Raw genomic sequence first — 26,820 nt, forward strand, 5'->3', positions numbered from 1 at the left:
CACTGAATAAAAGAACAAAGGGGATTAAATATGGAGAAAATTGTACTTAATCATATTTATAAAATATACGATGGTGGTGTAACAGCTGTATCTGATTTTAATTTAACAGTTCAGGATCGAGAGTTTATTGTACTTGTTGGTCCTTCAGGTTGTGGAAAGTCAACAACATTACGTATGATAGCAGGGTTAGAGGAAATTTCGGAAGGCGATTTTTTAATTGATAACAGGAAAATGAATGATGTGCCATCTAAGGAACGTGATATAGCGATGGTGTTTCAAAACTATGCACTCTATCCACATATGACAGTATATGACAACATGGCATTTGGCTTAAAGCTTCGAAAATTTTCAAAACAAGAAATTAAAGAACGTGTTCACAACGCAGCAGCCATACTCGATTTAGAAAAGTATTTAGATCGTAAGCCTAAAGCTCTATCGGGTGGTCAGAGACAACGAGTTGCCCTTGGTCGAGCAATCGTCCGAGATGCAAATATTTTCTTAATGGACGAGCCATTGTCCAATTTAGATGCAAAGCTACGCGTGCAAATGCGTGCAGAAATTACTAAGCTTCATCGACGATTAAAAACAACGACAATTTACGTAACACATGACCAAACTGAAGCAATGACAATGGCAACACGCCTTGTTGTCATGAAGGATGGTATTGTTCAACAAATTGGTACGCCTGAAGAAGTATACAGATTACCTGAAAATAAATTTGTTGGTGGTTTTATAGGCTCACCATCAATGAACTTTTTTAAAGGGGTTTTCTATGAGGAAGGGATTCAATTAGGACCTATTACATTAACCATTCCAGCAGAAAAATCCAAATTATTATTAGAGCAAGGATACTTACAAAAAGAATTGATTCTTGGCATTCGTCCTGAACATATATATGAAAAATCTTCTGTCATTTCTGAGCCATTCTTCTCAGCTATTGAAGCAAATGTTGATGTATCCGAATTAACAGGTGCTGAGCTTATGCTACATGCACAGTTAAATGGACAGCCTTATATTGCACGTGTAAACTCTGATACCAAAATTACTCAGGGCCAATTAGCACACCTACTTTTTGATATGTCACGAGCTCATTTCTTTGACTTAGAAACAGAGCAACGCATTCGTTAGAATAATAGACAAGTATAAGCCTCATTGAAAAGGAAACAGACTACAACAAGTCTGTTTCTCTTTTTACAGTTTAATGTGCAATCAACCTCACTAATTTCAGATTAACCGTTCTATTTGACAGTTAGTTATTCTCCTCTACCATTCATGACATTTACGTACTAAAAACATACAAATGTAAAAGACCCAATTTCTCTATATAGGGGATAGAAAGAAGTTGGGTCTTTTTATGAAATTTTTATCGATGTAATTTCCCATTTTACTAATCGCACCACTGTTTTTTATTACTTCATTGATGCACCATACAGACCTGCCTCAGCTTTCCGAATACTACTCTCTATAATTTGCTCTTTCCCTTCAAAAGGCGTACGTAACAAACGTTGCTGAATGACCTCTTTAATCTGCTCGATGATTTTCGTCTGATGATTAAAAAAACCTCCGCCTAATACGATGCAGTGTGGATCAAGCATTAAAATCATTTGGTGTAACTGTTTTTCCATGCAATCAATAATTTGCTGCAACACCTTCTCCATGATAGGGTCACCCTTGTAATAGAGCTCCATCATATCTTTTAATCGAATAGCTGAATTTCCTAGTAATACTCTTCCCAGCTTTTCTATAGCTGGCCCAGCGACACTTTCCTCTAACGTTTCACCAGCATGACCGACAATATTAAACCCTATTTCACCAGCTAATCCTGTTCCTCGTAAAAATTCACCATTAACGATGGTACAACAAGATATCCCTGTACTTAATGTTACGTATACCATCGTTTCCTTCTGAAATCTTCTAGCATTATACTCTCCCCAGGCTGCCATATGCACATCGTTATCCATCATAATCTGTGCATGGGGAAAAAATTCAACTAAGCGTTCACAAATCGGAAAGTTACGCCACGGTATATTATTTTGATAGATGGCTAGACCTTTTTGAACATCAACAATACCAGGTAAACCAATGCTTACCTTAGAGATATCTTTAAAAGAGAGCTTCTTCTCCATACAGAGCAACTCAAAGCTGTTGATTAAACAATGGAATAAAGCGTCTCTAGTTGAAATATCACTTGGTACCTCTCTTTTAATTAAGAGCTGCTGGTGTTGGCTGAATAAAGCTGTGGCTAACTTTGTCCCACCAACATCGGCTACTAAAATATGACTCATCTTTTCATCACCAGTTTTCCACACAGGATTCACTTAAATTCAAAATTATCAGAAAATAAAAGATAGAAATATATCTATTACCTATGGAAGAGTCTACTATTATCAAAGTTTGACGACTTGTGTTAAATTACGTGGTTTATCGGGATTACGCCCTTTAAATATGGCATGCTGATAAGCTAAAAGTTGGAAGTAAGGAACCGCTTCAACAAGGCGATTTACATCATCTACTTCTGCAGATAGCTTAAAAATTAAATCTGCTTCTAATTCTTCAGAAGCTATACCGATAATAACAACGAAGCCTCCAAGCTTTTGAATATCCTTCACTAATGCCTGATCATATTCCTTCGTTTCATTTTGTGTAAATATAATAACAACCGTTTCCTGATCGACAATAGAAATTGGACCATGTCGGAATTCTAAATTTGAGTAACTTTCACATTCCGTTTGGGTCATTTCCTTCAGCTTTAATGTTGCTTCTTTAGCCAACCCATTAAAAACACCTGACCCTAAAAAAATAAAGCGCTTTATGGAAGCATCTTCAGTCACCTGCGTTAACTGCTGTCCATTGCCTAATGCTGAATGCACAAGAGCGGGGATTTTCTCTAATTGTTCCAGCATATCCGCTCTTCCACTAATTTTCGTAGCATATAATTGCAAGGCATATAGCATATTAGAAAATGATTGTGTCATGACCACGCTTTTTTCTGATATATGATTTAAAGCAATCAATTCATCTGTTAATTTTGCCATAGGTGTGTCACCATTACATGTTACTGCCATAGTACGTATATTTTTAGCATCCTTCAAATGCTCTAAGGACATAATGATTTCCGAAGTTGTCCCCGATCGTGAAATTCCAATAATAAGATACTTTTTATTCTTTAATATAAAAGTGTCTGTGTGTAAAAATAACTCAGATGCTGGTACCGCAATGGCAAATTCTCCCGTAACGGCTTGATAATACCGCGCTGCTGCAATGGCTAAATAATAGGATGTTCCACATCCAGTGAAAAGCACTACATCTACAGCTTTTTCATTGAAAGTAATTAATTGAACAGTGTCCTTTGTTCTTTCTAACTTTTGTCCTTGTGCCATAATCTCATTGTATGTGTACATAACCAAATCCCTACTTCTCTTATATTTTAGTTATTTGTATCTCATCGATAAGCTTTTCCACATTTTTTCTTTGGACTTTTGCAATTTCATTATGTGCTGCATTCGCTGAGCCACAGGCAACAGCCCATTTGTATGCCTCTGTATGGTCTGCACCATGTGAGAGCTTATAAATAAGTCCTCCTAAAAAGGCATCACCACTTCCTACTGTATTGACCACATTTATCGATGGTGCATTCACTTTGTAAACCCCTGACGGATGAACAAATAGAGCGCCTTGCTCGCCCAATGAAAAACATACATGCTCAATGCCCATTTTTTGTAATTTTATACCAGTATGAACTAAGTCTTCCTGAGTCAAAGCAGACCTACCGATTAATTGAGCAATTTCATCCTTATTAGGCTTAATGATGAAAGGTATTGCCGTAATACCCTTTTTCAAAGCATCGCCACTTGTATCAAGTGCGACTCTAATACCTTTTTCCTTTAATAATTTGATAATCGTTGCATATGCCGTTTTCTGTATACCTTGGGGTAGGCTTCCTGACAATACAAAATAGGTAGCATGTTCCGCTTGTGTTTCAATCCAGCTTAACATTTTTATCCACTCTTGTTCATGAATTGTAGGTCCTACCTCTAACAACTCGCTCATTTCCTTCGTTTGCTGATTAATAATCGTTAAACAAATCCGGCTTTCCTCCACTATTTGTACGAAATCAGTTTGGAGATTTTCCTCCTGTAAAAGCTCGGCTATTTTACTACCATTTAATCCACCAACGAAACCGCCAATACTCACTTCACCACCAAGTGATGCAATAACACGAGCTACGTTAACCCCTTTTCCACCACCTTGTTGTGACTTCTGTAACACACGATTTGTCTGACCAATCATTAAAGAGTCCAGCTCATATACTTGGTCAATGGCTGCGTTTAAGGTTAAAGTAGTAATCATTTTTGTAACATCACAATCTTTTGCTCTACTAATTTAATTAAAGATTCCCGTGCTGGAAGGAAATACTTTCTTGGATCATTTTCTGTTGGATAATCCTTAAAATAAGCTCTTAATTCTTCAGCAAATAAGTCTTTAAGCTCCGTAGAAAAATTTACTTTCGCAATTCCATATTTCAAAGATTTACGCACATCCTCTTCTGGCACCCCCGAGGCTCCATGCATAACTAATGGAATATTAGTAGAACAATGGATTTCCTGTAAAAGCTCAAATAACAATTTTGGCTTTTCCCGGTACTTACCATGTGCCGTACCGAAAGCGGGGGCAAACGAATGGATTCCCGTAACCTTCACAAAATGCTCAGCTTGCTTAGGGTCAGTAAAGAATGCATTCTCTTCCTTTACGCTTACACTATCCTCGACACCACCAATTGTTCCAAGCTCTGCCTCAACTGGCACATTTACCGCACTTGCAGCTTCAACTACTTTTTTTACTAATAAAATATTTTCCTCATAAGGTAAGGAAGATCCATCAATCATCACAGAGGTGTAGCCTGCCCGTAAACATTCCATCACAATATGATAAGATTCGCCATGATCCAAATGTAATGCCACCGGTACTTTTGCCTGTTCCGCTGCTGTTTTTGCTAGCGCAATTAGATAAGGCATCTCTACATATTTATAAGTACTTGAAGTTGTTTGCAAAATTACAGGTGCACCCACTTTTTCTGCCCCAGCTATTACAGCTTTAATCACTTCTAAATTATGTGCCCCAAAAGCACCGATTGCATAATTATTTTTATAAGCATCTTCCAACATATCTTTAGTTGTCACTAATGGCATAATAGAATTCCTCCCTCAATGGGTTGTTGGTATAATCTATAACAAAAATAAATCAAGCAAACTATTAAATTTTAATTTAATTCCGTATAAAAACGGCAACGATCTCCTCTAACAATCGAAATACAGAACTCCACTGGTTTCCCTGAAGTGTCAAACGCAGTCCGCTCCAGTAATAAAGCTGGTTTTCCAGCCTCTGTTTTCAATAAAGATGCTTCATCTTTCTTGATAAGGACAGGTTCAAAGGCTTCTCTCGCCCTTACAACAATAATGTTAAAACGTTCGGCTAATAAACTGTATAAGGACGAAGACGTTACTTCTCGTAATATTTCAATATCCTTAATTAGGCTTAATGGTAAAAAAGATGATTCCAAAATAATCGGCTCATTATCTGCAAATCGTAAACGCTTCATTTCTACAACTTGTTCGTTTTCCTCTAATGCTAAATTAGTTCTAACCTTCATTGATGGATATACCTTCTGTATTTCTAATACTTCATCTTTTTGATTAAATCCCTTTTCTTGAATCATGCGACTAAAGCTATAAAACCCTCCAAGAGATTGTTCAAGTCTAGGCTTGCAAACAAAGGTCCCTTTCCCTTGAATCCGATATAATTTCTCTTCCTTTACTAATTCCTCTATTGCCTTTTTTACTGTATTTCGACTAACACGGAACATCTCCATCAATTGATTTTCCGAGTCAATTTTATCTCCTGGTTTCCATTCACCTGATTGAATTTTCCCAAATAAAATTTGTTTCAGTTGATGATATAATGGGATTACACTAGATTGATCTAATAAATGCATCTTTTTTCCTTCCTTCTCTAGGTTTTGTAATCAATATACCATCTATATAATAGGATGCCTATTGATATATCAATCCTTTTCAAAGGCAAGAATCCCTAAGCAAAAAGTTTTCTCTACTTCCCCTTCCTCATTCAACCAAACAATATCTGCGTCTTTTCCTAGTGCAATAGACCCTTTACGATTGTCCATGCCTAAATGCTCTGCTTGATTTAAGGAAACAACACGTAATTGCTCAGCAAGTGAAAGTGTAAGCCATTCTTCTATGTTCTTTCTTGCCGCATTCATATTCAATACACTTCCTGCTAAGGAACCTGTTTTACGTTGAATACATTGATTATTCATTACTTCTACTTCATTACCACCTAAATGATACATACCATCTGGCATCCCCTTTGCACGCATACCATCTGTAATGACGAGCAAACGATTCAAGCCTGTCAGTTTATAAACCATTGGTAGTAAATCTTTATGAACATGTATATTATCTGGAATTATTTCCACATACACATCTTCTGATAAAAGTACTGCTCCAACAACACCTGGATCACGATGATGCAGTCCACTCATGCCATTAAATAGGTGTGTTGCATGATTAATACCAGCTTTTAATGCATGTTGTGCTGTATCATAGTCAGCATTAGAGTGACCAATAGATGCAATAACCCCTTTACTAGTTAATTCGTGTAGTAATTCAAAACTGCTGTCTTCCTCTGGCGCAAATGTGACAATACGAATCGAATGATGAGACTTATTATACAGGTCATTAAATTGTTGCACATTTGGTTTTAAAATATATGCTTCGGATTGTGCCCCTTTTTTTAATTGACTAATAAATGGACCTTCTAAATGAATTCCTAACATCTCAGGTACTGCTGTCGGTTGGTTTTTATAATAATAGGCAAGTGCCTCAACAGCAGCTTCAATCTCCGTCATAGAGCCTGTCATCGTTGTGGCTAAAAAAGCAGTTATTCCCTCACTGGCTAAATACTTTGCAATTCTCGAATAACAAATATAGTCCGCATCCATAAAATCATGGCCTACAGCACCATGTATATGGATATCGATCATTCCAGGGATAATATAGCCTCTTTGCTGACAGTCAATTACATTCTCTATTAAAGCGAGGGTAGGGCAATTAGCCATATGATCAATTACTGTAATTTTCCCTTCCGACATTACTAGGAATCCGTTATTGATAATTTGATTTTCCATCACGATATTCGCATTAATAATCCATATTTTATTCATGAGGTTATCCCTCTCTCAACAGAGTAATGTGGTAGATTAGTATGTTTCTCTACTTCGCTCTCATTCTTAAATATATGGGATGACATCCACGTTAAAAATAATGCAGCTAAACTAACACCGAAAAACGGTATTAAGCCAGGCAACCAGCTATACACTTTATAAAGAATTACAAGCCCTACAATATTGCTAATCATTTGTAATGGATACGCAATACTAAATATGATTGAAGCAGCAAAGTAGCGTAGTGTTGGCAAATTATAATGGGAGAATAGTTGAAATATATTTACGACAATCATACCGAAAAGTATACAAATAGAAATAAACGCTGTTAGTAACAGTAGACCTTGTAAGCCATGAAACGTTAAAATGATTTGAAAATTAATCGTTAAAAAGTAGCCAACACACAGTAGAATCATACCTATTTTATTGGATGGAATAAATTCAGCTTTATATGTATTCCAATAGATTTTGACTAATCGTTTTAAATCATCTTCTCCTTGTAGCCTTTTACGTAAAGTAGTAAACATGGCAACAGTCGCTGGGGCTACTCCAAATAACAACAATCCTAATAAAGCTAAGCCTGTCCATAGTAACTGTAACACCGCTAACAATGTGATCCACTCTACAAACCAGTATAGTTTACCTTTCCACCCTTCCAATTCCATGTCCATTACCTCCCTACGATAACGCATTCCTAAATATTTTCTTTTTATACACTCCCTACATCCATCATTGAAGGTCGAACAAGAGAGTGTCACATAAGCCCAGTTATGCAAGATAAACTTATAGCCTATGTGACCTTTTCTTGTTAAGTTTGAGGGAGAATCTGAACCTCCTTATTTAGAACGGTCATATGCCCCTTGTGCCACTTCCATATAGTCCTGCAAGCCCATCTTCTCTATTGTTTTCTTATAGTCATTCCATTTATCGAAGCTTTCTTTTCCTGTAATAAAGCTTGCTGTCATTTCATTTACATAGGTTTGTATGTCTGTTAAAACAGCGGACACTCGATCATTTTCTTCCACAGTGTAATTTAACCCTGGAATAATTTCATCATCTTTCAAAGCATATGGCATAACTTGCTTAGCATTGTTAAGAGAATTTTCCTTAGCCTCTGCACCTTGGAAATACTTTTGCGTAACAATCCCAGGGTAATAACCACCTGGCCATGTTAGATAATCACTTATTGCTTGGTCTAAGTTTTTGCCATCTGGATTATTCGTAATACTGTCGATATATTGAATAGTTCCATCCTCATTTTCTTCGTAAGTGACACCTTCAAAGCCCATAAAGAACATTTTAGCCCCTTCATCACCATATAAATGATCAATCCAACGAACCATAGCTTCAGGATTTTTCGCTTTATCTGTTACGACAAACATTCCTAGATTCCCAAGACCATTAGTCATTGCAGTATATTGTCGATCCCCATTAGGTCCTTCTAAAACTTGGGCACCCGTATAACCATCTAGTTTAAATAACTCTTTAGGGTCTACTTCACTAAGCATACCAAACGTTCCTTTTGCTGCTTCTGCCGCAAATTTCTGTGGCTCAGTCGTAAACACATCCTTATTAATTAAACCTTCTTTATAAAGCTTATTTAAATATTCAAGTAATTGTTTATATTCGTCAGTTGTTGGCACGAATCGGAATTCCTCAGTTCCTTCTTTAAAATCTAAATTCAGATTCATCGTTCCTTGCTTATTCAAGCCAAACGATCCTCTTAAGTAAGAAATAATTTGTTCAATACCATAACCAGTTCCCCAGCCTTGTTCATCTTGTAAACCATTACCATTTGGATCATTCTCTTTAAAAGCTTTTAATACTTTGTATAAATCTTTTGTTGTTTCTGGTGATTGTAAGCCTAGGTTATCAAGCCATGTTTGGTTAATCCATGGCGCTCCAACACGAAGTGATGAAAATTTTGGATCGTAAATTGTTGGAAAGCCATAGATATTTCCATCTGCCATTGTCACACCTTGCTTGACAGATGGGTATTCTTCTAATAGCTTTTTAAAATTTGGTGCATATTGATCGATGTATTCATTCAACGGTAAGAATACACCTTGTTGACCGTACTTGATTAAATCTGTTTTGGAAAATGCTGATGCAAAAAATATTTCCGGATAGTTTCCTGAAGCTAAAAGTAAGTTCTTTTTGTCTGCTAATACTTCTGTCTGAACCGTTGTCCAATTCATATGGATGTTAGACATTTTCTCGTATTCTTCCCATAACATTAGATGATTCCAATCCTGTGATGCAAAAAACTTTGCTGCAAAACCATCGACTTCAATTTTCTCCTTTGCAATCGGCATACCCGTCACATTCAAATTATCGATATTATCACTTTTTACTCCACCAGCTTCTTTATTATCCGAACATGCTCCTAATAAACTTGCAGCTAACATCAGGCTTGTTACAAAACCATAAACATGCTTTTTTTTCATTTTCACTTAAAATCGCCCCTATTCTTTAACCTTTTAATGAACCAATCATGACACCTTTTACAAAATATCTTTGTAAGAATGGATAAAGCATTAACATTGGTAGGTTAGCAACGATTAAAACTGCGTATTTTAACCCTTCAACGCTAAGTTTTTGAGCTAAAAAGCTTTCTGACGTCGCTTTAATCATATCGTCAGCTTGTCCTTGAATTAATATTTGCCTCAGAATAAGTTGTAATGGAAACTTATCTTGGTCTTGCAAGTAAATCAATGCCTGGAAATAAGAGTTCCAATGTCCTACAGCGTAAAATAAAACCATGACTGCCATAACAGGTAATGATAATGGAAGTACGATACTCCATAAAATACGGAAGTTCCCTGCACCATCAATCATGGCCGATTCCTCTAATTCATATGGAATGGATTGAAAAAATGTCCGCATAATAATGATGTTCCATACAGCTACTGCATTCGGAATAATCATGACCCAAAATGTATTTATCATGCCCAAATCACGGATTAATAGATAGGTAGGAATTAATCCCCCACTGAAAAACATGGTGAATACCATAAATGCCATAATAAAGCCCTTTCCTTTCAAATGTCTACGAGAGAGAGGGTAGGCTGCACAAATGGTCATTACGATATTAAGTAACGTTCCAAAGAATGTGTATTTCAACGTGTTAATAAATCCATTAATAATATCTGGATTTTGGAATACTTTTTCGTAAGCCTCCACTGTAAATTCCTTTGGCCATAGCCATAGATCCCCTGAAATGACATACTCAGGATTACTAAGAGAAGCACTCAAAACAAAAATAAGTGGATACAAAACAACAACTGCTACAATGGCTAAAAAAATATAATTAAAGATAGTAAACGCACGATCGCCCTTTGATTCTTTCATGTCAATCTCTCCTTTACCATAAACTTGTATCACTCACTTTTTTAGCTATTCTATTAACCATAATAAGGAGGATAAAATTAATGATAGAGTTGAATAAACCAACTGCTGCCGAAAAGCTATATTGTGCCTCTAAAATTCCGCTACGATAAACAAAAGTGGATATAACATCTGATGCCGACATATTTAAATCATTTTGCATTAAAAATACTTTTTCAAATCCAATGGCCATGACAGATCCTACATTTAAGATAAATAAAATGATAATCGTCGGCAAAATCGCAGGAATATTGATATGAATAATCCTTTGAAATTTTGATGCTCCGTCTATCATTGCTGCCTCATGCTGTGCTGGATCTACGGCAGCCAAAGCTGCAATATAGATGATGGAACTCCATCCCATCGTTTGCCAAACATCAGACAGTACATATATGGATTTAAACCATGTAGGTTCTGAAATAAAATCTACGGGTGTACCCCCAAACAACATAATCATTTGGTTAATCATCCCATCCGATTTTAAGAATAGTAATAGCATCCCAACAACTACTACTGTGGATAAAAAATGTGGGGCATAAATGACTGTCTGTACAAATTTTTTAAAACGAAGACTCTTCACTTCATTTAGTAGCAAGGCGATAATGATGGGTATTGGAAAAGAAATAAGTAGCGTAAATACGCCAATCCCAATTGTGTTTCTGATTAAACGCCAAAAATAGTAGCTATCAAAAAAGCGTTCAAAATGCTTTAATCCTACCCACGGACTCCCCATAATTCCCTTAGTAGCAATAAAATCTTTAAAGGCAATTTGCAAACCATATAGTGGGTAATAATGGAAAACTAGAAAGTAAAGGATAACAGGGGCTAGTAATAAATAGAGCTCCCAATTTTTTTTGATAGATTTTTTCCACTCAACCAGGTGATTTTTCTTTACCTTTGATTGCTTTTTGAAAAAACGTTTTGTTTTAAATGGCTTTTCCTCAACAGTTGTTTTATCTAAAAGCGTCATGACTACACCCCCTATTTATCAATGTTGCAGAATGGTAGATTCCTTCTGAATCTCAATAACCTTACCTCCGCTACGAATGGATTCTGTAGCCGCGCAACCCACTGCTACACTCATTCGTCCGGCAAATGGCGTTGTTAAAGGTTTCTTATCGTAGAGGATGAGTTCTACAAAATCTTGGGCAATTTTTGGATCAGCACCACCATGGCTTCCTTCCTCAGGCTTCATTTCGTAAACAACATTACTTAGTTCCTCCCAAGAATTTGATTTTCGTGTTTTTAAATAAATTTTATTATTGATATCATCATTTTCAATACGCCCCTTCGTACCAATAAATGTATAATTCCGCGAATAATCTGGTGTGAAGTGACATTGTAAATAAGAAGCCTTTATGCCACCTTCTAATTCCATCATGACCATATTATTATCCTCCACATCAATTTCTTCACGGAACGCACATTCTGTAAATGTATGGGCAACATATTCTGGACAAGTTTTTTTCTGATCGCAGGTAGGACATGTTAATGTATTTGGCTGATTTCCACCATAATAATCTAAGCTACCAAACGCAGATACTTTCTGCGTATATTTCCCTGAAATCCAATGAATGACATCTAAATCATGTGAGCCTTTTTGAAGTAGTAAAGAGGTTGTATTTTTTGAATTACCATGCCAATCGTGGTAGTAGAAATAACCACCGAATCCAACAAAATGTCGCACCCATATTGCCTTTAGTTCTCCAATGGCACCTGAATCAATTAGGCCTTTCATCGTTTGATACATACTCATATAGCGCATATTAAAGCCCACCATGAGATGCTTTCCTGATTTTTCCCATGCATCTAATATTCGATCGCAACCTTCTACCGTTATGGCTAATGGTTTTTCCGCATACACATGCTTACCCGCTTTTAAACAAGTAATAATATGTTCCTCATGTAAATAATCTGGCGATAAAACCGCAATTGCATCGATGTCATCTCTTGTTAATAACTCTTTATAGTCCTTTGTTAAAAATAAAGGTGTATCAAATTTCTCCTGAAATTTTTCTAAACGTTCTTGAGAAATATCGGCTAACGCTACTATTTCTGATTCCCCGGTAGGCTTATGCCAGTATTGTGCCAAGCCCCCTCTTAAACCAGCTCCAATAACACCTATTCTTATTTTTTTCATTTTTTTCCCCCTCGTTTCATCCTTATGGCCCTGTATTCATAAACGTAAATAACCTCAATTATCCATAACAACACAACTACACGTCAACACGTTGTAGGTACAAGTTAATATATAATGAATATTCAAAAAATTTAACTGGGATAAATATATAATTCCTATACTTAGTATGTCAATACCTAAATGATGGTTGCTTGTATGCATCAAATGCTATTCACATGAGTTGACTCATCCTAAAATTTAGAAAATATAACGCTTCCTTAAAAGCTCAATCTACTACTCTTTTCATTTAAATTTTTTTCGGATATACCAAGTTCTTCAACAGTACGCTAGCTATTTTAGACTCAATCACCCATGTTGATCAAAAAAAATATCTGAGCACAGGGGTTACCTGACTCAGATATTTTATAGGAGCAGAAATACTTGATTTTATTGCTTAGCTGGAATAAACCCAGCGGCTTCTGCTTCTTCTTCAGTGCAGAACATCTCCTCAGCTACTGTATTATCATAGTCCCGTTGCCCTGGCATATGATAAATTTTGTTACCTTTGGAATTAATATTTCCTTTGATTTCGCACCTGTCCTTCTTAGTATTGGTATTCGATTTATCCTCAGCTATGTTAGACTGGTTTCCTTCTTTTATGGCAGCATCGTATACATCTTTATCGTATCCACGATTTGTTACATAGTCTTCAACCGACCATATCCCAATAGCTGATTGTTGTGCAATTTTTTGAATCGATTTAAACCAATCTACATGCTTAGTATTTGGATCATATATATATGCTACACGTGCTAATCCATTTTTTAACAACTGCTCCTGAACACTTATACCTTCTTTGGTATAAATATAGGCAAGTAGTCTTTTATATTTATCACGATAAGAAACGTCAAACTCTAAATAGACTGTATCTTGACCAGCTAATAGTTGTTTAGTAAATTCTTTAGCTTCTGGTCCATATGGTTGCTCTCCTAGTGTCTCATGATTAGTTTCCGGGGTATCAACAAGTAAAAAACGAACTTTTTCAGAGCTTCCATTATATTTTATTCGTATTGTGTCGCCGTCAATGACACTTTCTAGTTCATATTCTTCAAACTGACTTACATCGTGTTTCTCTGCATTTTCTATCGTTGAAGATATTAGATCTTCTATATCGTCAGTCTTAATGATATTCGTACTAGTTTCTTCTGTGCATGCATTCAAAACCAATGTAGAAATGAATAAAGCAAAAATAATTTTCTTCAAATTTACACGCTACTTTCTAATTAATATCCCCTATTAAAATTAAAAAATCTCCTCCGTTAACTAATTTTCCTATAAATAGCTTCCTTCCTACCTTTTATAATACTCCTGTATTGAAATTAAAAGCCTTCAGTCATTGTAACAACTGAAGACTTTTATACATATATTTATTTAAATATTAAATATAAAACAACAGCCAAAATAATTGTTCCACTAGTTATTAGCGTTTTAATATCTGATTGTTTCACTTTTATCTCCCTCAGCTATTTATTTACACTAATAATAACATGTCCTAGCCCTTTTTATATAGATTCAAAATTATTCTAAATCAAAAAGATTATGTACAGTCACTACATAATCCCCTTGTAACAAATATATATTTTTCTATAATTCTTTGAATGTATTAAAGAATTTCCATTATATGCAACTACATTTTATTTATGCAAATAAATATGTACATGTAATGTAGATATTCCATCCTATGCTTTAATATAGTTTAATTAAAGGTTGTTCATTTCAGTAGAAACCTGCTACCTGTCTCTATTGTCCTATAATATGACAGCCATCATGTTGAAACGGCTACCCAATGATTTGGAGAAACCTCTACCAGCTGGCTATTTTCTACCTCGTAGTGAACTTTCACGTCGTCTGTATTTTCAGCATCACTATATTTCTGCTTTTCAATCGCTGGATCGGGAATTGGAATGGATTGTAATAGTGCACGTGTATAGGGATGCTGTGGGTTTGCATATAGCTCTTCACTTTCAGCCAATTCTACAATTTTCCCCGCATACATAACTGCTACCCGATCACTAATATGCTTCACCATCGATAAATCATGTGCAATAAATAAATACGTCAACCCAAGCTTTTGTTGTAATTCCTTTAGTAAATCCACAATTTGTTTTTGAATGGATACGTCTAGGGCCGATAATGGTTCATCACAAACTATAAAATTGGGCTCGACCGCTAATGCTCTCGCAATCCCAATCCGTTGTCGTTGACCTCCAGAAAATTCATGTGGATAGCGCATAGCATGTTCTTTCTTCAAACCAACAAGCTCAAGCAGTTCCTCCACTCGTCCTAGTCTTTCATCATGTGACTTCACTAGGCCATGAATATCAAGAGCTTCCCCAATAATATCTAAGATTTTTTTTCGAGGATTTAACGATGAATAGGGGTCTTGAAAAATAATTTGCATATGGCGACGCATCGCCTTCAATTGCTTTTTCGTTAGTCTCGTGACAGGAATCCCCTGGTATAAAACTTCTCCATTAGTAGGTTGATGAAGCTGTAGAATAGTTCGGCCTGTGGTAGATTTACCTGATCCTGATTCGCCTACTAAGCCTAAAGTTTCCCCTGGAAGTATATGAAACGATAAATCATTGACAGCTCTTAATGTTTGGCCTTTGCCTAATGAAAATTCCTTTGACAGATGTGTGACTTCTATCAAAGGTTTATTTGGGTCAATACCTGGTTGGATATTGGAAATTTCTTTTGGCTGCTTTTTTTCATGTAGTTTTGGTAGCGCATTCAATAATTTTTGGGTATATGGATGTTGCGCATTCGCAAAAATCTCTTCCGTCGTCCCTTGTTCAACAATTTCTCCTTCTTTCATGACAATGAGACGATCACACATACCAGCAACGACGCCTAAATCATGTGTAATTAAAATAATAGATGTGCCCATTTTCTTTTGCATATCTCGCATCAATTTCAAAATTTGGGCTTGAATGGTTACATCCAATGCAGTCGTTGGCTCATCCGCAATCAGCAGTGATGGATTACATGCAAGTGCCATAGCTATCATTACACGTTGTCGCATACCACCTGAAAATTCATGTGGATATTGTCGATAACGCTCTTCTGCATCACGAATGCCAACAAGTTTTAATAATTCAATGGTTTTTGTGTAGGCTTCGGTCTTTGACATAGATTGATGCTTGATTAAACTTTCAGCCACTTGATCTCCTATTCTTATAGTAGGGTTTGTAGATGTCATAGGATCCTGAAAAATCATGCTAATATCTTTTCCACGAATTGTTTCCATTTGTTTTTCCGCTAATTCCGTTAACTCCTGACCTTTAAATATAATATTACCCGATTTTAAAAATGAAGGTGGAGATGGTAATAAGCGCATAATGGAACGTGCTGTTACACTTTTTCCGCTCCCAGATTCACCTACAATTCCGAGTGTTTCACCTTTATTTAGATGGAAGTTTACATCTTTTACAGCTTCAAACTCTGTCTCCCCAGTGATAAAGGAAACGCGAAGATTATTGATTTCTAAAAGCTTTTCGCTCATTCGACCCATCCTTTTTGAAATTTGTGATTGACTTACTTTCAACTATAATCCATACTTTACAATACTGATAGGAATTATACAATATAGTGTTGAATATTTTATTAACGCTTGGAGGAAATGCATGGTTACTTCAAAAAATCATTTAAAACCTAAGGAATTTATGTTCTTTTCTATGGTTTATCAAAAACTAATGCACCAAAAGCCTTACAATATACTACTTTTCCTTTTAAGTATTTTGGTTCATCCATTTACATACTTTATCTATCGGAATAAGAAACATTCAAATACTTATGATCAGGCTTTTGAATTGCGTAGTCAATATTACTTAGAAAATGGTTTATTTGCACATTGGCAGCAATCATTTGAACAGCAAGAAATAGCAAAAGCTTCATTTTTTCAAGAGGCTGCGTCATCATCGCAAATACAGCAAACTGCTAATGAATTAGCCAAACAAAGGCTTCAACAGCTAGTGGACCAAGATTTACAAAATGAAGGTATACAACCATTAACTTATGATCAATTTTTTAATCAGCAACTGAAAAACAAATATTTTGTAGCTCTTACCTTTCTACCAGCTGTTTTATTTTATGTCGTGCTAATCTTATGTGCGAACCCGTTTTTGCAATTTATCATTGAAAGAATTTTACAAAGCTTCATTGTCATTGTTGGAGTGGCAACGTTAGTGTTTACAATTTTGTATCTATCACCTTTCGATCCAGCCAGAAACTTGCTCGGTGTTGAAGCGACAGCAGAGCAAATCGCCAACTTTAATCGCATTCATGGTTTGGATCAACCTTATTTATCTCAATTATGGCATTCACTATCTGGCCTATTTACTTTTGACTTAGGCACATCCTTTGCAGGTAAAGAAGATATTACGCACAGCATTACAAATAAATTTCCTGTCACACTTGAAATAGCCGTATTATCACTGTTAATGGCGATTGCTATCGCCATTCCAGTAGGTATTATTTCAGCGGTTCGTCCAAATTCGTATTTGGATTATACCTTTATGTTTATTGCTTTAATTGGTTTATCCATTCCAAGCTTTTGGCAAGGTTTAATCTTTATTTTAACGTTCGCGTTAAAGCTACAATGGTTTCCAGCGACCTATAACCCCCAAAATTGGTTATCCCTTATTATGCCAGTTATTGTCTTGGGGACATCCATTACGGCATCCATAGCCAGGATGACAAGGTCTAGTATGCTTGAGGTGATTCACGAGGATTACATTATTACAGCTAAAGCAAAAGGCTTGAATGAATTTAAAGTAATTTCAAAACATGCCATTCGTAATGCCATGATTCCTATTATTACGGTGATTGGACTTCTTTTTGGAGGTATGTTGGGAGGCGCATCTGTTACAGAAAAGGTGTTCAATATTAGTGGGATTGGTAGCTATATTGTTGATAAACAATTTATTCCTGATATTCCCGCAATCCTTGGAGGCGTTGTTTATATCGCTATAACGATTTCCATTGTCAATTTATTGATTGATATCATGTATGCCTTTTTTGATCCACGCATTCGCTCGAAAATGAAGAAGTCTTAAAGGAGGATCACCTGTGAAAAACATCTTACATGTCAAACTACTCTTGAAGATTACACAGGAATATGTCAATTCTCATTTTACCTTTGTCTTTTCCTTACTGTTTTCTTTATTGTTTCTAGCCTATAGCTATAATTTTTCTACCCATAGCTGGCGACCCATTGTACTACTATTCTTTGTTATTTATGCCATTACTACGATCTATGTGGCTTTTGTAAATTTACGAATAAAAAGGGATTTAGCAAAGTTTGGTGAGATCCAAAGAAGCACTCGTATTTTCGGCTATCCGCTATTATTAACAGTTCTTTCTGGCAATATTTTTTCTACATCATTTGCGTTTATGCTTGTGTCCACAAGAAAGACTGCCGAATATACGTTTGCTGCTTATGCCTTTATTACACAATTATTCATCATTGGTATTGCAGCATTGAACTTATTTAAACCATATGTAACTGATACCTTTTTACTGGCGATGGGTGTTTTCTTCATACTTGCGCTTATTTATATCGTGATGACCATTTTATGCGTTAAGTTTGTCACACCTACAGCGGCCCCAAGATGGATGCTTATTCCAGGTGTTTTATTACTATTGGCTACTTTCACTGGTAATCTATTTGCTACATTACTAGGTTATAGTCTTATTCAAAAGGCTAGAAGGGCAAACCCTTCTTCTATTGAAAAGTGGCAAAAAATATGGGAAAAGATTTTACGTAATACGATGGCTGTATTCGGGTTATTTTTCATTATCTTTATGTTTTCATTGTCTGTCACAAGCACTTGGACCTTTGACTATGACTTTGCTACAGAAAATAACTACGGTGCTCTGCTGCAAACACCTTCATTAGAATATCCTCTAGGCACAGATAATTATGGGCGAGATTTATTCTCCCGTATTGTATTTGGGGCACGTATTTCATTAATCGTCGGATTTTTCTCAACGATTATTCCTGCGTTAGTCGGAGGTGCGTTAGGGGCATTTTCCGGCTATTACGGAAAAACAACTGACAATGTCATCATGCGAAGCCTAGATATTTTATATGCTATTCCGGGCATTTTGTTGGCCATTGCTATTATTGCTGCATTTGGTGCTAACACGATCAATCTCATTATTGCACTTAGTGTGGGGGCAATCCCAACCTATGCACGTACCATGCGAGCAAATGTCATGCAATTAGCAAATTATGAATTTGTTGAATCTGCCAGAGCTTTGGGAGCATCTGATGCGGCTATTATTTTCAAGCACATTGTTCCTAATTCATTAGCACCTATGATTGTCAAAGCAACACTAACAATTGGTGGAGCAGTTATTTCAACAAGTAGTTTAAGTTTTTTAGGGCTTGGTATTGAACCTCACATCCCGGAATGGGGCAATATTTTAAAAGTTGGTAGTACGTACCTGGAAACTCATTCTTATGTTGCGATTTTCCCAGGTCTTTGTATTATGCTTCTTGTCCTCTCCTTTAACTTCTTAGGAGATGGCTTACGAGATGCTTTAGATCCAAAAACAAATTAACTGGAGGTACCTATGAAGAAATTACTTGTATTTTTATTCGTCGCAGTATTAGCTTTAGCTGGCTGTGTACAGACGAAAACTGACGTAGAAGGAAATAAAGATTCAAAAGATAGTGACAAGAGCAAGGGCAAAGTAGCCATTGAAGTATTAGGCATGGCAGCTTCTGAAGAAGATATGAATATTGTTCGAGACCAATTAGTAAAAAACGGTTTTGATGTAAAGCTTAATATTCAACCAGATTACGGTTCATTCTCTGCCCAAAAAGAAGCAGGCAACTATGATCTTGCTCTTTCAAGCTGGACGACAGTAACCGGTAACCCGGACTATGCTGTTCGTGGATTATTTAAAACTGGTGGAGATTACAGTGTTGTTGCAGATTCAAAATTAGATGCCCTAATCGATGAGGCTAGTACATTAACTGGAGAAGAAGCAGCGGCTAAATATAAAGATTTAGAGCAATTATTAGTATTTGATCAAGCTTATATTGCACCTTTATATATTTCCAATAAGTATCAGGGAATCTACTCAGAGCTAGTAAACCCTAAAACAGTTCATTTACCAAAATCTCGTGCGCAAGTATGGGAACAAATCGAATTTAATGATTCAGCTAAAAATGCTACTGAACCATTAATTTTACACCAAACAATTAACTCTCTAACTTCTCTAGATCCGATTAAAGGGAATGATGGTTCCATCAATACATTAAATACAAATATGTATGTTCGTCTTGTTAATTTAACAGACACTGATGACGTTGTTTCAGATGGTTCATTATCTTATAACCATGTTATGGCAGAAGGCAATCAAGACTATTACTTTATTTTACGCGACGATATTCATTTCGCAGCAGTGAAAGATGGCGCAGCTGTTGATACAGGTGATTTAGTGTCTGCTGAAGATGTGGTATTCTCATTAAACCGTGCTAAAGACGCTAATTCAGTACCAGATCACCGTACTTATAGTATCCATGAAAATATTGAAACTGTAGAGATTGTTTCAGATTTAGCTGAATTACAAAATAAAAAAGTATCTGGCTCTGATCAAACAGTTCTCGAAGCATTATCACAAAATCTCCCTGCCTCTGTAGCGCAATTAGCAAAGGACAAAGGGGCTGTTAACAATGCTTCTGGTTCATATCAAGTCGTTAAAATTACAACACCAACACCATTTCCACAAGTGTTAAATTATTTAGCACACCAATCTGGTGGTATTGTATCTGAAAAACAAGTAACAAGTATAAATACGTATGATGTAGCTAACTATAACCCTGACAAAGATATTGCCTATGGTGATCAAGCTACGGTAACTGAAGGTTCTGCAACTTTTAACAACCAGCTTTATGCAAGTGGTCCTTATATTTTAGTAAAGAAAAATGATTATGAAGCACAATTTGTGAAAAACCCTGCATACCGTGCTGGTAGTGAGTATGAACCAAAAATTTCAAAAATCAATGTTCGTTTCATCTCTGATGTTGATAGTGCTTTATCAGCATTACGGAATGGAGAAATTCATGTTCTTCAAACAGTTCCAGAAACAAAGCTAGATATTGTGAATTCAGACGATAAATTAACTTTAAATACAGCCGATAGCAATGCTGTTTCTTATTTACAAATGAATACATCTGGTCGTGCAGTTTCCGATTCAGCTGATTTACGTAAAGCGATTTTGTACTCCATCAACCAAGACGAGTTCATTAGCTATTACCAAGGCAATAAAAAACCTGCCGTATCAACTGTATCTCCTTTAATTGACACTGGGTTAAAACTCGAAGCAAATAGCGAAAAAGTAAAAGAATTTTTAAAAGCCTATAACGATAAAAAGTAATATAAAGTGATGTTATATGAGTCTTCTTTATAGTTAGGATAAAAATGAGAAAAGCCATTGAGAATAAAACTCAATGGCTTTTGTCTACCCTTCTCCATATTGTAAAAGGCTCTTTTTTTATAGTAGAAACTCATTTTATATTTCATTATGTGATTTTGGTTTTGGTCCTAGCTCTTCTGGCTCGATATCTGCAAATGTTTCGCCCTCTTCCTCTAAATCACGCATACGATGAGCAATGCGAGATGCTGCAGAAGCCGCGATACTGCCAACTAAATCATCTAAAAACGTATTAACGTGATGCCCAGGCTCTGTATCTAATTTTTTAATAATCCCAATTTTTTGCTTGTCTAAATGACCAAAAGTAGTTACTGCAATGCTGCCATATGTAAATACAGATCCTAGTGCGATCGTTTCATCCACACCAAATAAGCCTTCATCAGATTCAATAATTTGCTGTAATGGTGATGATAATAATTTTTTCTCAGCTAGCTCATCTAATTCAATCCCTACTAAAAGTGCATGTTGCACTTCTCGTTTACGCAGTACACGCTCAACCGAATGAACACAATGATCCAGTGTTAAACCTTCATTATAGGTTTTTTGCATTTCGTAAACAATTTTTGCGATATCCTCAATCGCTACACCTCTACGAATTAACGCAGCATGTGCTGCCTTGGCTACTTCATCAGAGTGCACACGGATACTTTTATTATGCATAGCTACCCCTCATTTCGATTTTATTGCTAGTATAGTGCTAGCCCAACCTATTATACCTTTACTTTTGTAATATGGTACAATTTTGTTACAAACACAAGAAGGAGTGTCATCATTGGATAAGGGAACAGTACAGGATTTAACATTCTATAGTGAAGCATTACAGGAAGAATTACAGCTCTATATTTATGTTCCTGCAAATTATTCTCCACTATATAAATACAACATTCTAATCGCATCGGATGGTAAAGATTATTTCCAGCTTGGCGGTATTACAAAACTAGCTGATGAACTGATTGATGACTATGAAATCGAAAATTTAATTATTGCATTTGTTCCATACAAAGATATTAACGATCGACGTCATAAATATATTCCTAGCGGTGAGCAGCATGAAGCTTACCTTCGCTTTTTAGCACATGAGCTAGTACCTTATTTAGATAACGAATTTTCCACGTATCAAATGGGTATGAGTCGCGGAGTGATTGGAGATTCGATGGCTGCTACAGCTTCCTTAATGGCCGCATTAAAGTATCCAAGTATTTTCGGTAAGGTTATTCTACAATCACCATACGTGGATGAGGAAGTTTTGAAGGCTGTCGAAAACTTCAAAGATCCAGCAGCCATTTCTATTTACCATATAGTTGGCAAGGGTGAAGATCAAGTAGTCACTATGGATAAATCTGTGAAGGATTTTTTAACACCTAATCGTCAGCTCCATGATCTTATGATTCATAAAGGGTTTTCTATATTTTATGACGAGTTTGATGGCAATCATACATGGAAATATTGGAAACCCGACCTTCGACGTGCATTAATTGAAAATTTTAATTAATGTGAGTGATTAAATTACGAAAAGTGGATTTTCTGATATACTTAAATAGAAAAATTGTTTATTTACGGGAGGTAATGGACTATGAAGTACGGTATTGTGGCATTTCCATCAAAAAAATTGCAAGATTTAGCGAACACGTATCGCAAACGATATGATCCCCATTTCGCGAAGATTACACCGCATATGACGTTAAAAGACAGCTTTGATGCGTCTGAAGAAGAAATTCAAACCATCGTTAAGCAATTAGATGAACTTGCTGCTAAATATGCGCCTTTAAACATTCATGCATCACGCATCAGTTCGTTTTTCCCTACAACCAATGCTATTTATTTCCGCATTGAGCCAACTGAACAATTAGCTGCTTTCCAACATGAAATCCAAGAAAATATTTCTTATGGGGAAACGAAACATGTATTTGTACCTCATATTACAATCGCTCAAAAAATGTCAGATTCCGAGCATGACGACATTTTTGGTCAATTACGTATGACTGGTGTAGATGAAAAGGATACAATTGATCGCATTCATCTTTTATATCAATTAGAAGATGGTTCATGGACAACATACGAAACATTCCGTTTGTCTGGAGCTGAGTGATGATTGTATAACGTTAAGATTGTTGAAACAAAGGAAGAACATGATGATGCGTTTGCTGTACGAAAAAAAGTATTTGTTGAAGAGCAAGGCGTTCCACTCCACTTGGAATGTGATGCTGAAGATGCAGCTGCAACGCATTTTATTATGTATGATGATGATGAGCCTGTAGGAGCAGCTCGTTTACGTAGTATTGAAAAGAATACAGCAAAAATTGAACGGGTTTGTATTTTACAATCTCAACGCGGTAAAAAACTAGGGGCTTTAATAATGAGAGAAATGGAGAAATATGCCATTTCCATCTCTAAAGAAACATTGAAGCTTCACGCGCAAAGCCATGCGATTCCCTTTTATGAAAAGCTTGGCTATGCGGTAACTTCTCCAGAATTTTTGGATGCTGGTATCCCACATCGAGCAATGGAGAAAAAAATTTAATGAAAGGGTGTTACGATATTGTTCAATGTCGTAACACCCTTTTTTAAACTAAAATTCGCTTGCCACCATTTATCTACTCTATCGTAACAAGCTGCTTTGCCAAGTAGATATGCCATGCGCTACTTCATCATTCTAGTGATTTTATCGAAATCTAGTGATGCTCCATCTTGAATAATAGATTGTACTAATTTATCCTCTAACTCTTGTGTAATCGTTCTGTTAGATATTTTAGCAACACGTCGTACGATTTTTCTTACTTGTTTTTCACTTGTAAAATCCGCATGTTGAATGGCATTGGCTAATGCGAAGATTTCATCCATCGAAACACCTGTTTTTTGCTCAATTGAATTAAATAACGAGCGATGCATGTTTTCCCTCCTATCATTAAAACTCAAATTGACCTTGCGACTTGCCCGAAGCATTCACAAATGGTGGAGGCCTTAACTTTATTTAGGTGTGAACCCTCTAAATAAGAGTTAAAGCCTTTACAATATGTTCATCAAATTAGATGTAAGTAGCGCCAACAATAATTAAAAGAATAAATAGAACAACGATTAGAACAAATGTTGAACCATAGCCAGAGTTGTTGCCTCCACAATAACTATAGTTATTGCCTCCGCAATAGCTATTGTTCCACCCACCAACATTATTTCCATACGGTTGTGAGGACCAGCCTTGATATCCCATAAAAGCACCCCTCCCTTCTACAACCTATAATATGTTTTGGTTGTAGAAATGGGAGGGGTATTCGTCTAGTCGATATTTCCTTTAGGCTTAAAAATTAATGCACCGATAAAGGCAAAAACAATAGCAGCACTGATACCTGAGCTTGTTACTTTAAACATTCCTGTTAAGACGCCAACCAGTCCATGCTTTTCTGCCTCAGCCATTGCTCCGTGTGTTAGTGAATTACCAAAAGAGGTAATGGGTACGGTAGCTCCTGCGCCAGCAAAATTAATTAATGGCTCATATAACCCCATGCCATCCAATATAGCACCGAGGACAACGAGTGTACTTAATGTATGAGCCGGTGTTAAATTACCGACATCCATTAATAATTGGCCGATGACGCAAATAATGCCTCCTACAATAAATGCAAATACAAATGTCATTACCATAATTTATGCCTCATTTCATTGTAATTTCGATCGCATGCGCCGTACATGGAATCGTCTCACCCTGTTGAAACGATAGTGGAGACAATAATGCCCCAGTTGCTACTAGTAATACACGCTTATAGCTGCCCGCTCGCATCTGTTGGAGAACGTAACTAAAAAAAACAGCTGCTGAACAGCCTGCACCACTTGCCCCTGATTGAAAGGATTCATCTTGTCCATAAAACTCAGCGCCTGCATCACGCAGCAGGGTTAGCTCCTCATTTTTCACACCATTTTCAACTAGCATACCCTTCAAAAGCTTTAAGCCCAGCTGACCTAAATCGCCCGTTAAAATTAAATCGTAATGATAAATTTTTTGATTGCGTTGTTGTAAATGAGATTGAATCGTTTGAAAGGCAGCTGGTGCCATTGCAGCACCCATATGGAAAGGATCATCCATACCGTAATCAACAGACTTTCCAATTGTGGCGGCTTCGATAGAGGGATAATCTTCACGGTGTTTACCGATTAGCGCATAGCCAGCTGCTGTTACAGTCCATTGAGCAGTTTGTGGCTTTTGTGCACCGTAATTGATAGGATAACGAAATTGACGTTCTATCGCATTATGCTGACTTGATGCACCCGCTAATGAAAAATTAGCAGCACCTAACTCTGTTAACAGACAGGCAATAATGACAGAAGAAATGGAGGTGGCACATGCAGAAAACAATCCAATAAACGGGATTTCCAAATCTCTTGCAGCAAAATTGGTCGGTGTCATTTGATTGACCAAATCCCCACCCATTAAATAATCAATATCTCCACTTTGTACCTTCATTTTCTTCATAGCCGCATCACAGGCTTCTTCAATCATTTTACGATGCCCTTGTTCATTGGTTTTCATTTGCCAACGCTCATCATCATAAACAGCATCAAAATACTGACTAAAAATACTCCGGTTCTCTAAAGGTCCTGCTACAACACCCCCTGCTAATAGGGATGGTTTCGATTGAAAAATGATTACCATGAAACCACTCCTATCACCACGAAGATATATTTAATAAGTGCTACGAAAAATGCTGCGACTACCCCAAATAAAACCACTGATCCTGCTAGTTTAAATAAATTACCGCCAACTCCTAATACTAAGCCTTCTGATCTATGCTCAATAGCTGCGGAAATTACAGCATTACCAAATCCGGTTACTGGTACTGATGAGCCTGCCCCAGCAAATTGGCCAATTCTTTTATATAGACCAAGCCCTGTGAGCAACATGGCAAAGAATACCATTGTTGCTACGGTTGGATTACCAGCTGTGGCTTCTGTAAAATTGAAGAAAATAATATAAAAAAGGGACACAGCTTGGCCAATTGTACAAATAAGACCACCGACAAAAAACGCCTTTGCTACATTCTTTATATATGGAGGCTTTGGTGTTACATTTTGCTCCAATTGCTGATATTGCTCTTTTTCCATTTATGTCTTCTCCTTTGCAAGCTCTTTAAGTTCTTTAATTTTATCGCTCAATTTATTATCTTCAATCTTATCCTTTTTTATTTTATTGGCTTCATAAAAAATTTTATAATCAGCTGAGACAAACACATCTTTATTTGGATATTTCTCATCAAATTTTTTTTGCAACTTTTTCTCTAACTTAGTCTTTTTCCACTTTTCCCATGGTTTAATTTGTACTGCAACAAGCATACTATCGTCATAATGGATAACGGTTGAACGTTCCACATAGTCCTCTTCTTTTATAAGGGCTTCGACTTCACTTCCATTCTGAGATGGACCGTAGACGATAAATTTTTCTTTTTCAGCACAACCATTTAACAGCAATAAAACGACTAAGAGAGGTAACGTCATTCCAAGTAGCCTCAAGTTTTACCCTCCTTTTCTTTAAAGTTTCTCCACACATAAAAAAACTATTCATATATACAATAGCCCG

At 36.4% G+C, this 26,820-nt stretch carries 27 protein-coding genes; 7 read left to right on the forward strand and 20 right to left on the reverse strand.

What is annotated here, in order from left to right; genetic code table 11:
* Positions 1–30: 30 nt before the first annotated feature.
* The gene (locus ACP3VS_RS02720; protein ID WP_012292993.1) at positions 31–1,128 is read left to right on the forward strand and encodes an ABC transporter ATP-binding protein; all 1,098 of its coding nucleotides are present in this window, start codon (positions 31–33) and stop codon (positions 1,126–1,128) included.
* A gap of 281 nt (positions 1,129–1,409) precedes the next feature.
* On the opposite strand, the gene ACP3VS_RS02725 is transcribed toward ACP3VS_RS02720, so the two are convergent.
* The 13 genes from ACP3VS_RS02725 to ACP3VS_RS02785 all read right to left on the reverse strand — a co-directional run bounded on the left by ACP3VS_RS02725 (position 1,410) and on the right by ACP3VS_RS02785 (position 16,311).
* Positions 1,410–2,285 (reverse strand): ROK family protein, encoded by an 876-nt coding sequence (locus tag ACP3VS_RS02725; protein ID WP_426388348.1) that lies wholly within the window; start codon positions 2,283–2,285, stop codon positions 1,410–1,412.
* 102 nt (positions 2,286–2,387) lie between these two features.
* On the reverse strand, positions 2,388–3,401 hold the full coding sequence (locus ACP3VS_RS02730) for an SIS domain-containing protein (RefSeq protein ID WP_426388350.1): 1,014 nt from the start codon (positions 3,399–3,401) through the stop codon (positions 2,388–2,390).
* Positions 3,402–3,420: 19 nt separating this feature from the next.
* Positions 3,421–4,350 carry a 1-phosphofructokinase gene (gene pfkB, locus ACP3VS_RS02735; RefSeq protein ID WP_426388351.1) on the reverse strand — a complete coding sequence of 310 codons (930 nt, stop codon included), beginning with the start codon at positions 4,348–4,350 and terminating at the stop codon, positions 3,421–3,423.
* Positions 4,347–5,189, reverse strand: a complete 843-nt coding sequence (locus ACP3VS_RS02740; RefSeq protein WP_012292989.1) for a class II fructose-bisphosphate aldolase — start codon at positions 5,187–5,189, stop codon at positions 4,347–4,349. The genes pfkB and ACP3VS_RS02740 overlap by 4 nt, the downstream gene beginning before the upstream one ends.
* A 71-nt stretch (positions 5,190–5,260) precedes the next feature.
* A complete protein-coding gene (locus ACP3VS_RS02745; RefSeq protein WP_031418781.1) occupies positions 5,261–5,992 on the reverse strand; it encodes a GntR family transcriptional regulator in 732 nt (243 codons plus the stop codon).
* 69 nt (positions 5,993–6,061) lie between these two features.
* Positions 6,062–7,240, reverse strand: coding sequence for an N-acetylglucosamine-6-phosphate deacetylase (nagA, locus tag ACP3VS_RS02750; RefSeq protein WP_012292987.1), 1,179 nt, complete (start codon positions 7,238–7,240; stop codon positions 6,062–6,064).
* Positions 7,237–7,905: a YesL family protein gene (locus ACP3VS_RS02755; RefSeq protein ID WP_012292986.1), complete on the reverse strand. Its 669-nt coding sequence runs from the start codon at positions 7,903–7,905 to the stop codon at positions 7,237–7,239. Before ACP3VS_RS02755 ends, nagA begins: the two co-directional genes overlap by 4 nt.
* Before the next feature lie 171 nt (positions 7,906–8,076).
* Positions 8,077–9,687, reverse strand: a complete 1,611-nt coding sequence (locus ACP3VS_RS02760; protein WP_031418777.1) for an extracellular solute-binding protein — start codon at positions 9,685–9,687, stop codon at positions 8,077–8,079.
* Between the two features lie 25 nt (positions 9,688–9,712).
* Complete coding sequence (locus ACP3VS_RS02765; protein WP_031418776.1) at positions 9,713–10,591, reverse strand: carbohydrate ABC transporter permease; 879 nt, start codon at positions 10,589–10,591, stop codon at positions 9,713–9,715.
* A 13-nt stretch (positions 10,592–10,604) separates the two neighbouring features.
* Positions 10,605–11,597, reverse strand: a complete 993-nt coding sequence (locus ACP3VS_RS02770; protein ID WP_012292983.1) for an ABC transporter permease — start codon at positions 11,595–11,597, stop codon at positions 10,605–10,607.
* Positions 11,598–11,615: 18 nt separating this feature from the next.
* Positions 11,616–12,767: a Gfo/Idh/MocA family protein gene (locus ACP3VS_RS02775; RefSeq protein WP_012292982.1), complete on the reverse strand. Its 1,152-nt coding sequence runs from the start codon at positions 12,765–12,767 to the stop codon at positions 11,616–11,618.
* Positions 12,768–13,193: 426 nt separating this feature from the next.
* Complete coding sequence (locus ACP3VS_RS02780) at positions 13,194–14,009, reverse strand: thermonuclease family protein (protein ID WP_289449362.1); 816 nt, start codon at positions 14,007–14,009, stop codon at positions 13,194–13,196.
* A 562-nt stretch (positions 14,010–14,571) separates the two neighbouring features.
* Complete coding sequence (locus tag ACP3VS_RS02785) at positions 14,572–16,311, reverse strand: ABC transporter ATP-binding protein (protein ID WP_031418773.1); 1,740 nt, start codon at positions 16,309–16,311, stop codon at positions 14,572–14,574.
* A gap of 121 nt (positions 16,312–16,432) precedes the next feature.
* On the opposite strand from ACP3VS_RS02785, the gene ACP3VS_RS02790 reads away from it, so the two are divergent.
* The 3 genes from ACP3VS_RS02790 to ACP3VS_RS02800 are packed head-to-tail and all read left to right on the forward strand — an operon-like array spanning position 16,433 to position 21,197.
* Positions 16,433–17,863: an ABC transporter permease gene (locus ACP3VS_RS02790; protein WP_012292979.1), complete on the forward strand. Its 1,431-nt coding sequence runs from the start codon at positions 16,433–16,435 to the stop codon at positions 17,861–17,863.
* A 13-nt stretch (positions 17,864–17,876) separates the two neighbouring features.
* Positions 17,877–19,373 carry an ABC transporter permease gene (locus ACP3VS_RS02795; RefSeq protein ID WP_036167264.1) on the forward strand — a complete coding sequence of 499 codons (1,497 nt, stop codon included), beginning with the start codon at positions 17,877–17,879 and terminating at the stop codon, positions 19,371–19,373.
* Positions 19,374–19,385: 12 nt separating this feature from the next.
* A complete protein-coding gene (locus ACP3VS_RS02800; RefSeq protein ID WP_012292977.1) occupies positions 19,386–21,197 on the forward strand; it encodes an ABC transporter substrate-binding protein in 1,812 nt (603 codons plus the stop codon).
* Between the two features lie 135 nt (positions 21,198–21,332).
* Here the strand turns inward: ACP3VS_RS02800 and ACP3VS_RS02805 are convergent, their stop codons facing one another.
* Positions 21,333–21,914, reverse strand: a complete 582-nt coding sequence (locus tag ACP3VS_RS02805) for a phosphatidylglycerophosphatase A family protein (protein WP_008174245.1) — start codon at positions 21,912–21,914, stop codon at positions 21,333–21,335.
* A 112-nt stretch (positions 21,915–22,026) separates the two neighbouring features.
* Here ACP3VS_RS02805 and ACP3VS_RS02810 point away from each other — a divergent pair, with 112 nt between their 5' ends.
* The 3 genes from ACP3VS_RS02810 to ACP3VS_RS02820 all read left to right on the forward strand — a co-directional run bounded on the left by ACP3VS_RS02810 (position 22,027) and on the right by ACP3VS_RS02820 (position 23,775).
* The gene (locus tag ACP3VS_RS02810) at positions 22,027–22,746 is read left to right on the forward strand and encodes an alpha/beta hydrolase (protein ID WP_036160853.1); all 720 of its coding nucleotides are present in this window, start codon (positions 22,027–22,029) and stop codon (positions 22,744–22,746) included.
* Positions 22,747–22,827: 81 nt separating this feature from the next.
* The gene (locus ACP3VS_RS02815; RefSeq protein ID WP_008174247.1) at positions 22,828–23,343 is read left to right on the forward strand and encodes a YjcG family protein; all 516 of its coding nucleotides are present in this window, start codon (positions 22,828–22,830) and stop codon (positions 23,341–23,343) included.
* 3 nt (positions 23,344–23,346) lie between these two features.
* Positions 23,347–23,775 (forward strand): GNAT family N-acetyltransferase, encoded by a 429-nt coding sequence (locus ACP3VS_RS02820; protein WP_012292974.1) that lies wholly within the window; start codon positions 23,347–23,349, stop codon positions 23,773–23,775.
* A 119-nt stretch (positions 23,776–23,894) separates the two neighbouring features.
* On the opposite strand, the gene ACP3VS_RS02825 is transcribed toward ACP3VS_RS02820, so the two are convergent.
* From ACP3VS_RS02825 to ACP3VS_RS02850, 6 genes are all read right to left on the reverse strand, one after another.
* Complete coding sequence (locus ACP3VS_RS02825; protein WP_008174251.1) at positions 23,895–24,143, reverse strand: stage VI sporulation protein F; 249 nt, start codon at positions 24,141–24,143, stop codon at positions 23,895–23,897.
* A 136-nt stretch (positions 24,144–24,279) separates the two neighbouring features.
* Positions 24,280–24,462: a YjcZ family sporulation protein gene (locus ACP3VS_RS02830; RefSeq protein WP_012292972.1), complete on the reverse strand. Its 183-nt coding sequence runs from the start codon at positions 24,460–24,462 to the stop codon at positions 24,280–24,282.
* A 65-nt stretch (positions 24,463–24,527) separates the two neighbouring features.
* Positions 24,528–24,887: a stage V sporulation protein AE gene (gene spoVAE, locus ACP3VS_RS02835; RefSeq protein WP_008174255.1), complete on the reverse strand. Its 360-nt coding sequence runs from the start codon at positions 24,885–24,887 to the stop codon at positions 24,528–24,530.
* 16 nt (positions 24,888–24,903) lie between these two features.
* Positions 24,904–25,899 (reverse strand): stage V sporulation protein AD, encoded by a 996-nt coding sequence (locus ACP3VS_RS02840; RefSeq protein WP_012292971.1) that lies wholly within the window; start codon positions 25,897–25,899, stop codon positions 24,904–24,906.
* Entirely contained in the window at positions 25,893–26,348 is a 456-nt protein-coding gene (gene spoVAC, locus ACP3VS_RS02845; RefSeq protein WP_012292970.1) for a stage V sporulation protein AC, read from the reverse strand. The genes ACP3VS_RS02840 and spoVAC overlap by 7 nt, the downstream gene beginning before the upstream one ends.
* Positions 26,349–26,753 carry a YhcN/YlaJ family sporulation lipoprotein gene (locus tag ACP3VS_RS02850; protein WP_227256903.1) on the reverse strand — a complete coding sequence of 135 codons (405 nt, stop codon included), beginning with the start codon at positions 26,751–26,753 and terminating at the stop codon, positions 26,349–26,351.
* Between the last annotated feature and the right edge of the window lie 67 nt (positions 26,754–26,820).

Origin of the sequence: Lysinibacillus sp. VIII_CA (assembly GCF_049943995.1) — a bacterium.
GTDB classification, from domain to species: domain Bacteria; phylum Bacillota; class Bacilli; order Bacillales_A; family Planococcaceae; genus Lysinibacillus; species Lysinibacillus pinottii.

What these genes read in the sequence shown, in the direction of transcription:
- ACP3VS_RS02720 (WP_012292993.1), top strand. Translation starts at nt 31, where the DNA reads ATGGAGAAAATTGTACTTAATCATATTTATAAAATATACGATGGTGGT.
- ACP3VS_RS02805 (WP_008174245.1), bottom strand. Translation starts at nt 21,914, where the DNA reads ATGCATAATAAAAGTATCCGTGTGCACTCTGATGAAGTAGCCAAGGCA.
- spoVAC (WP_012292970.1), bottom strand. Translation starts at nt 26,348, where the DNA reads ATGGAAAAAGAGCAATATCAGCAATTGGAGCAAAATGTAACACCAAAG.
- ACP3VS_RS02830 (WP_012292972.1), bottom strand. Translation starts at nt 24,462, where the DNA reads ATGGGATATCAAGGCTGGTCCTCACAACCGTATGGAAATAATGTTGGT.
- ACP3VS_RS02790 (WP_012292979.1), top strand. Translation starts at nt 16,433, where the DNA reads ATGGTTACTTCAAAAAATCATTTAAAACCTAAGGAATTTATGTTCTTT.
- ACP3VS_RS02725 (WP_426388348.1), bottom strand. Translation starts at nt 2,285, where the DNA reads ATGAGTCATATTTTAGTAGCCGATGTTGGTGGGACAAAGTTAGCCACA.
- pfkB (WP_426388351.1), bottom strand. Translation starts at nt 4,350, where the DNA reads ATGATTACTACTTTAACCTTAAACGCAGCCATTGACCAAGTATATGAG.
- ACP3VS_RS02760 (WP_031418777.1), bottom strand. Translation starts at nt 9,687, where the DNA reads ATGAAAAAAAAGCATGTTTATGGTTTTGTAACAAGCCTGATGTTAGCT.
- ACP3VS_RS02745 (WP_031418781.1), bottom strand. Translation starts at nt 5,992, where the DNA reads ATGCATTTATTAGATCAATCTAGTGTAATCCCATTATATCATCAACTG.
- ACP3VS_RS02755 (WP_012292986.1), bottom strand. Translation starts at nt 7,905, where the DNA reads ATGGAATTGGAAGGGTGGAAAGGTAAACTATACTGGTTTGTAGAGTGG.
- ACP3VS_RS02815 (WP_008174247.1), top strand. Translation starts at nt 22,828, where the DNA reads ATGAAGTACGGTATTGTGGCATTTCCATCAAAAAAATTGCAAGATTTA.
- ACP3VS_RS02775 (WP_012292982.1), bottom strand. Translation starts at nt 12,767, where the DNA reads ATGAAAAAAATAAGAATAGGTGTTATTGGAGCTGGTTTAAGAGGGGGC.
- ACP3VS_RS02770 (WP_012292983.1), bottom strand. Translation starts at nt 11,597, where the DNA reads ATGACGCTTTTAGATAAAACAACTGTTGAGGAAAAGCCATTTAAAACA.
- ACP3VS_RS02765 (WP_031418776.1), bottom strand. Translation starts at nt 10,591, where the DNA reads ATGAAAGAATCAAAGGGCGATCGTGCGTTTACTATCTTTAATTATATT.
- ACP3VS_RS02730 (WP_426388350.1), bottom strand. Translation starts at nt 3,401, where the DNA reads ATGTACACATACAATGAGATTATGGCACAAGGACAAAAGTTAGAAAGA.
- ACP3VS_RS02840 (WP_012292971.1), bottom strand. Translation starts at nt 25,899, where the DNA reads ATGGTAATCATTTTTCAATCGAAACCATCCCTATTAGCAGGGGGTGTT.
- ACP3VS_RS02785 (WP_031418773.1), bottom strand. Translation starts at nt 16,311, where the DNA reads ATGAGCGAAAAGCTTTTAGAAATCAATAATCTTCGCGTTTCCTTTATC.
- ACP3VS_RS02825 (WP_008174251.1), bottom strand. Translation starts at nt 24,143, where the DNA reads ATGCATCGCTCGTTATTTAATTCAATTGAGCAAAAAACAGGTGTTTCG.
- nagA (WP_012292987.1), bottom strand. Translation starts at nt 7,240, where the DNA reads ATGAATAAAATATGGATTATTAATGCGAATATCGTGATGGAAAATCAA.
- ACP3VS_RS02800 (WP_012292977.1), top strand. Translation starts at nt 19,386, where the DNA reads ATGAAGAAATTACTTGTATTTTTATTCGTCGCAGTATTAGCTTTAGCT.
- spoVAE (WP_008174255.1), bottom strand. Translation starts at nt 24,887, where the DNA reads ATGACATTTGTATTTGCATTTATTGTAGGAGGCATTATTTGCGTCATC.
- ACP3VS_RS02740 (WP_012292989.1), bottom strand. Translation starts at nt 5,189, where the DNA reads ATGCCATTAGTGACAACTAAAGATATGTTGGAAGATGCTTATAAAAAT.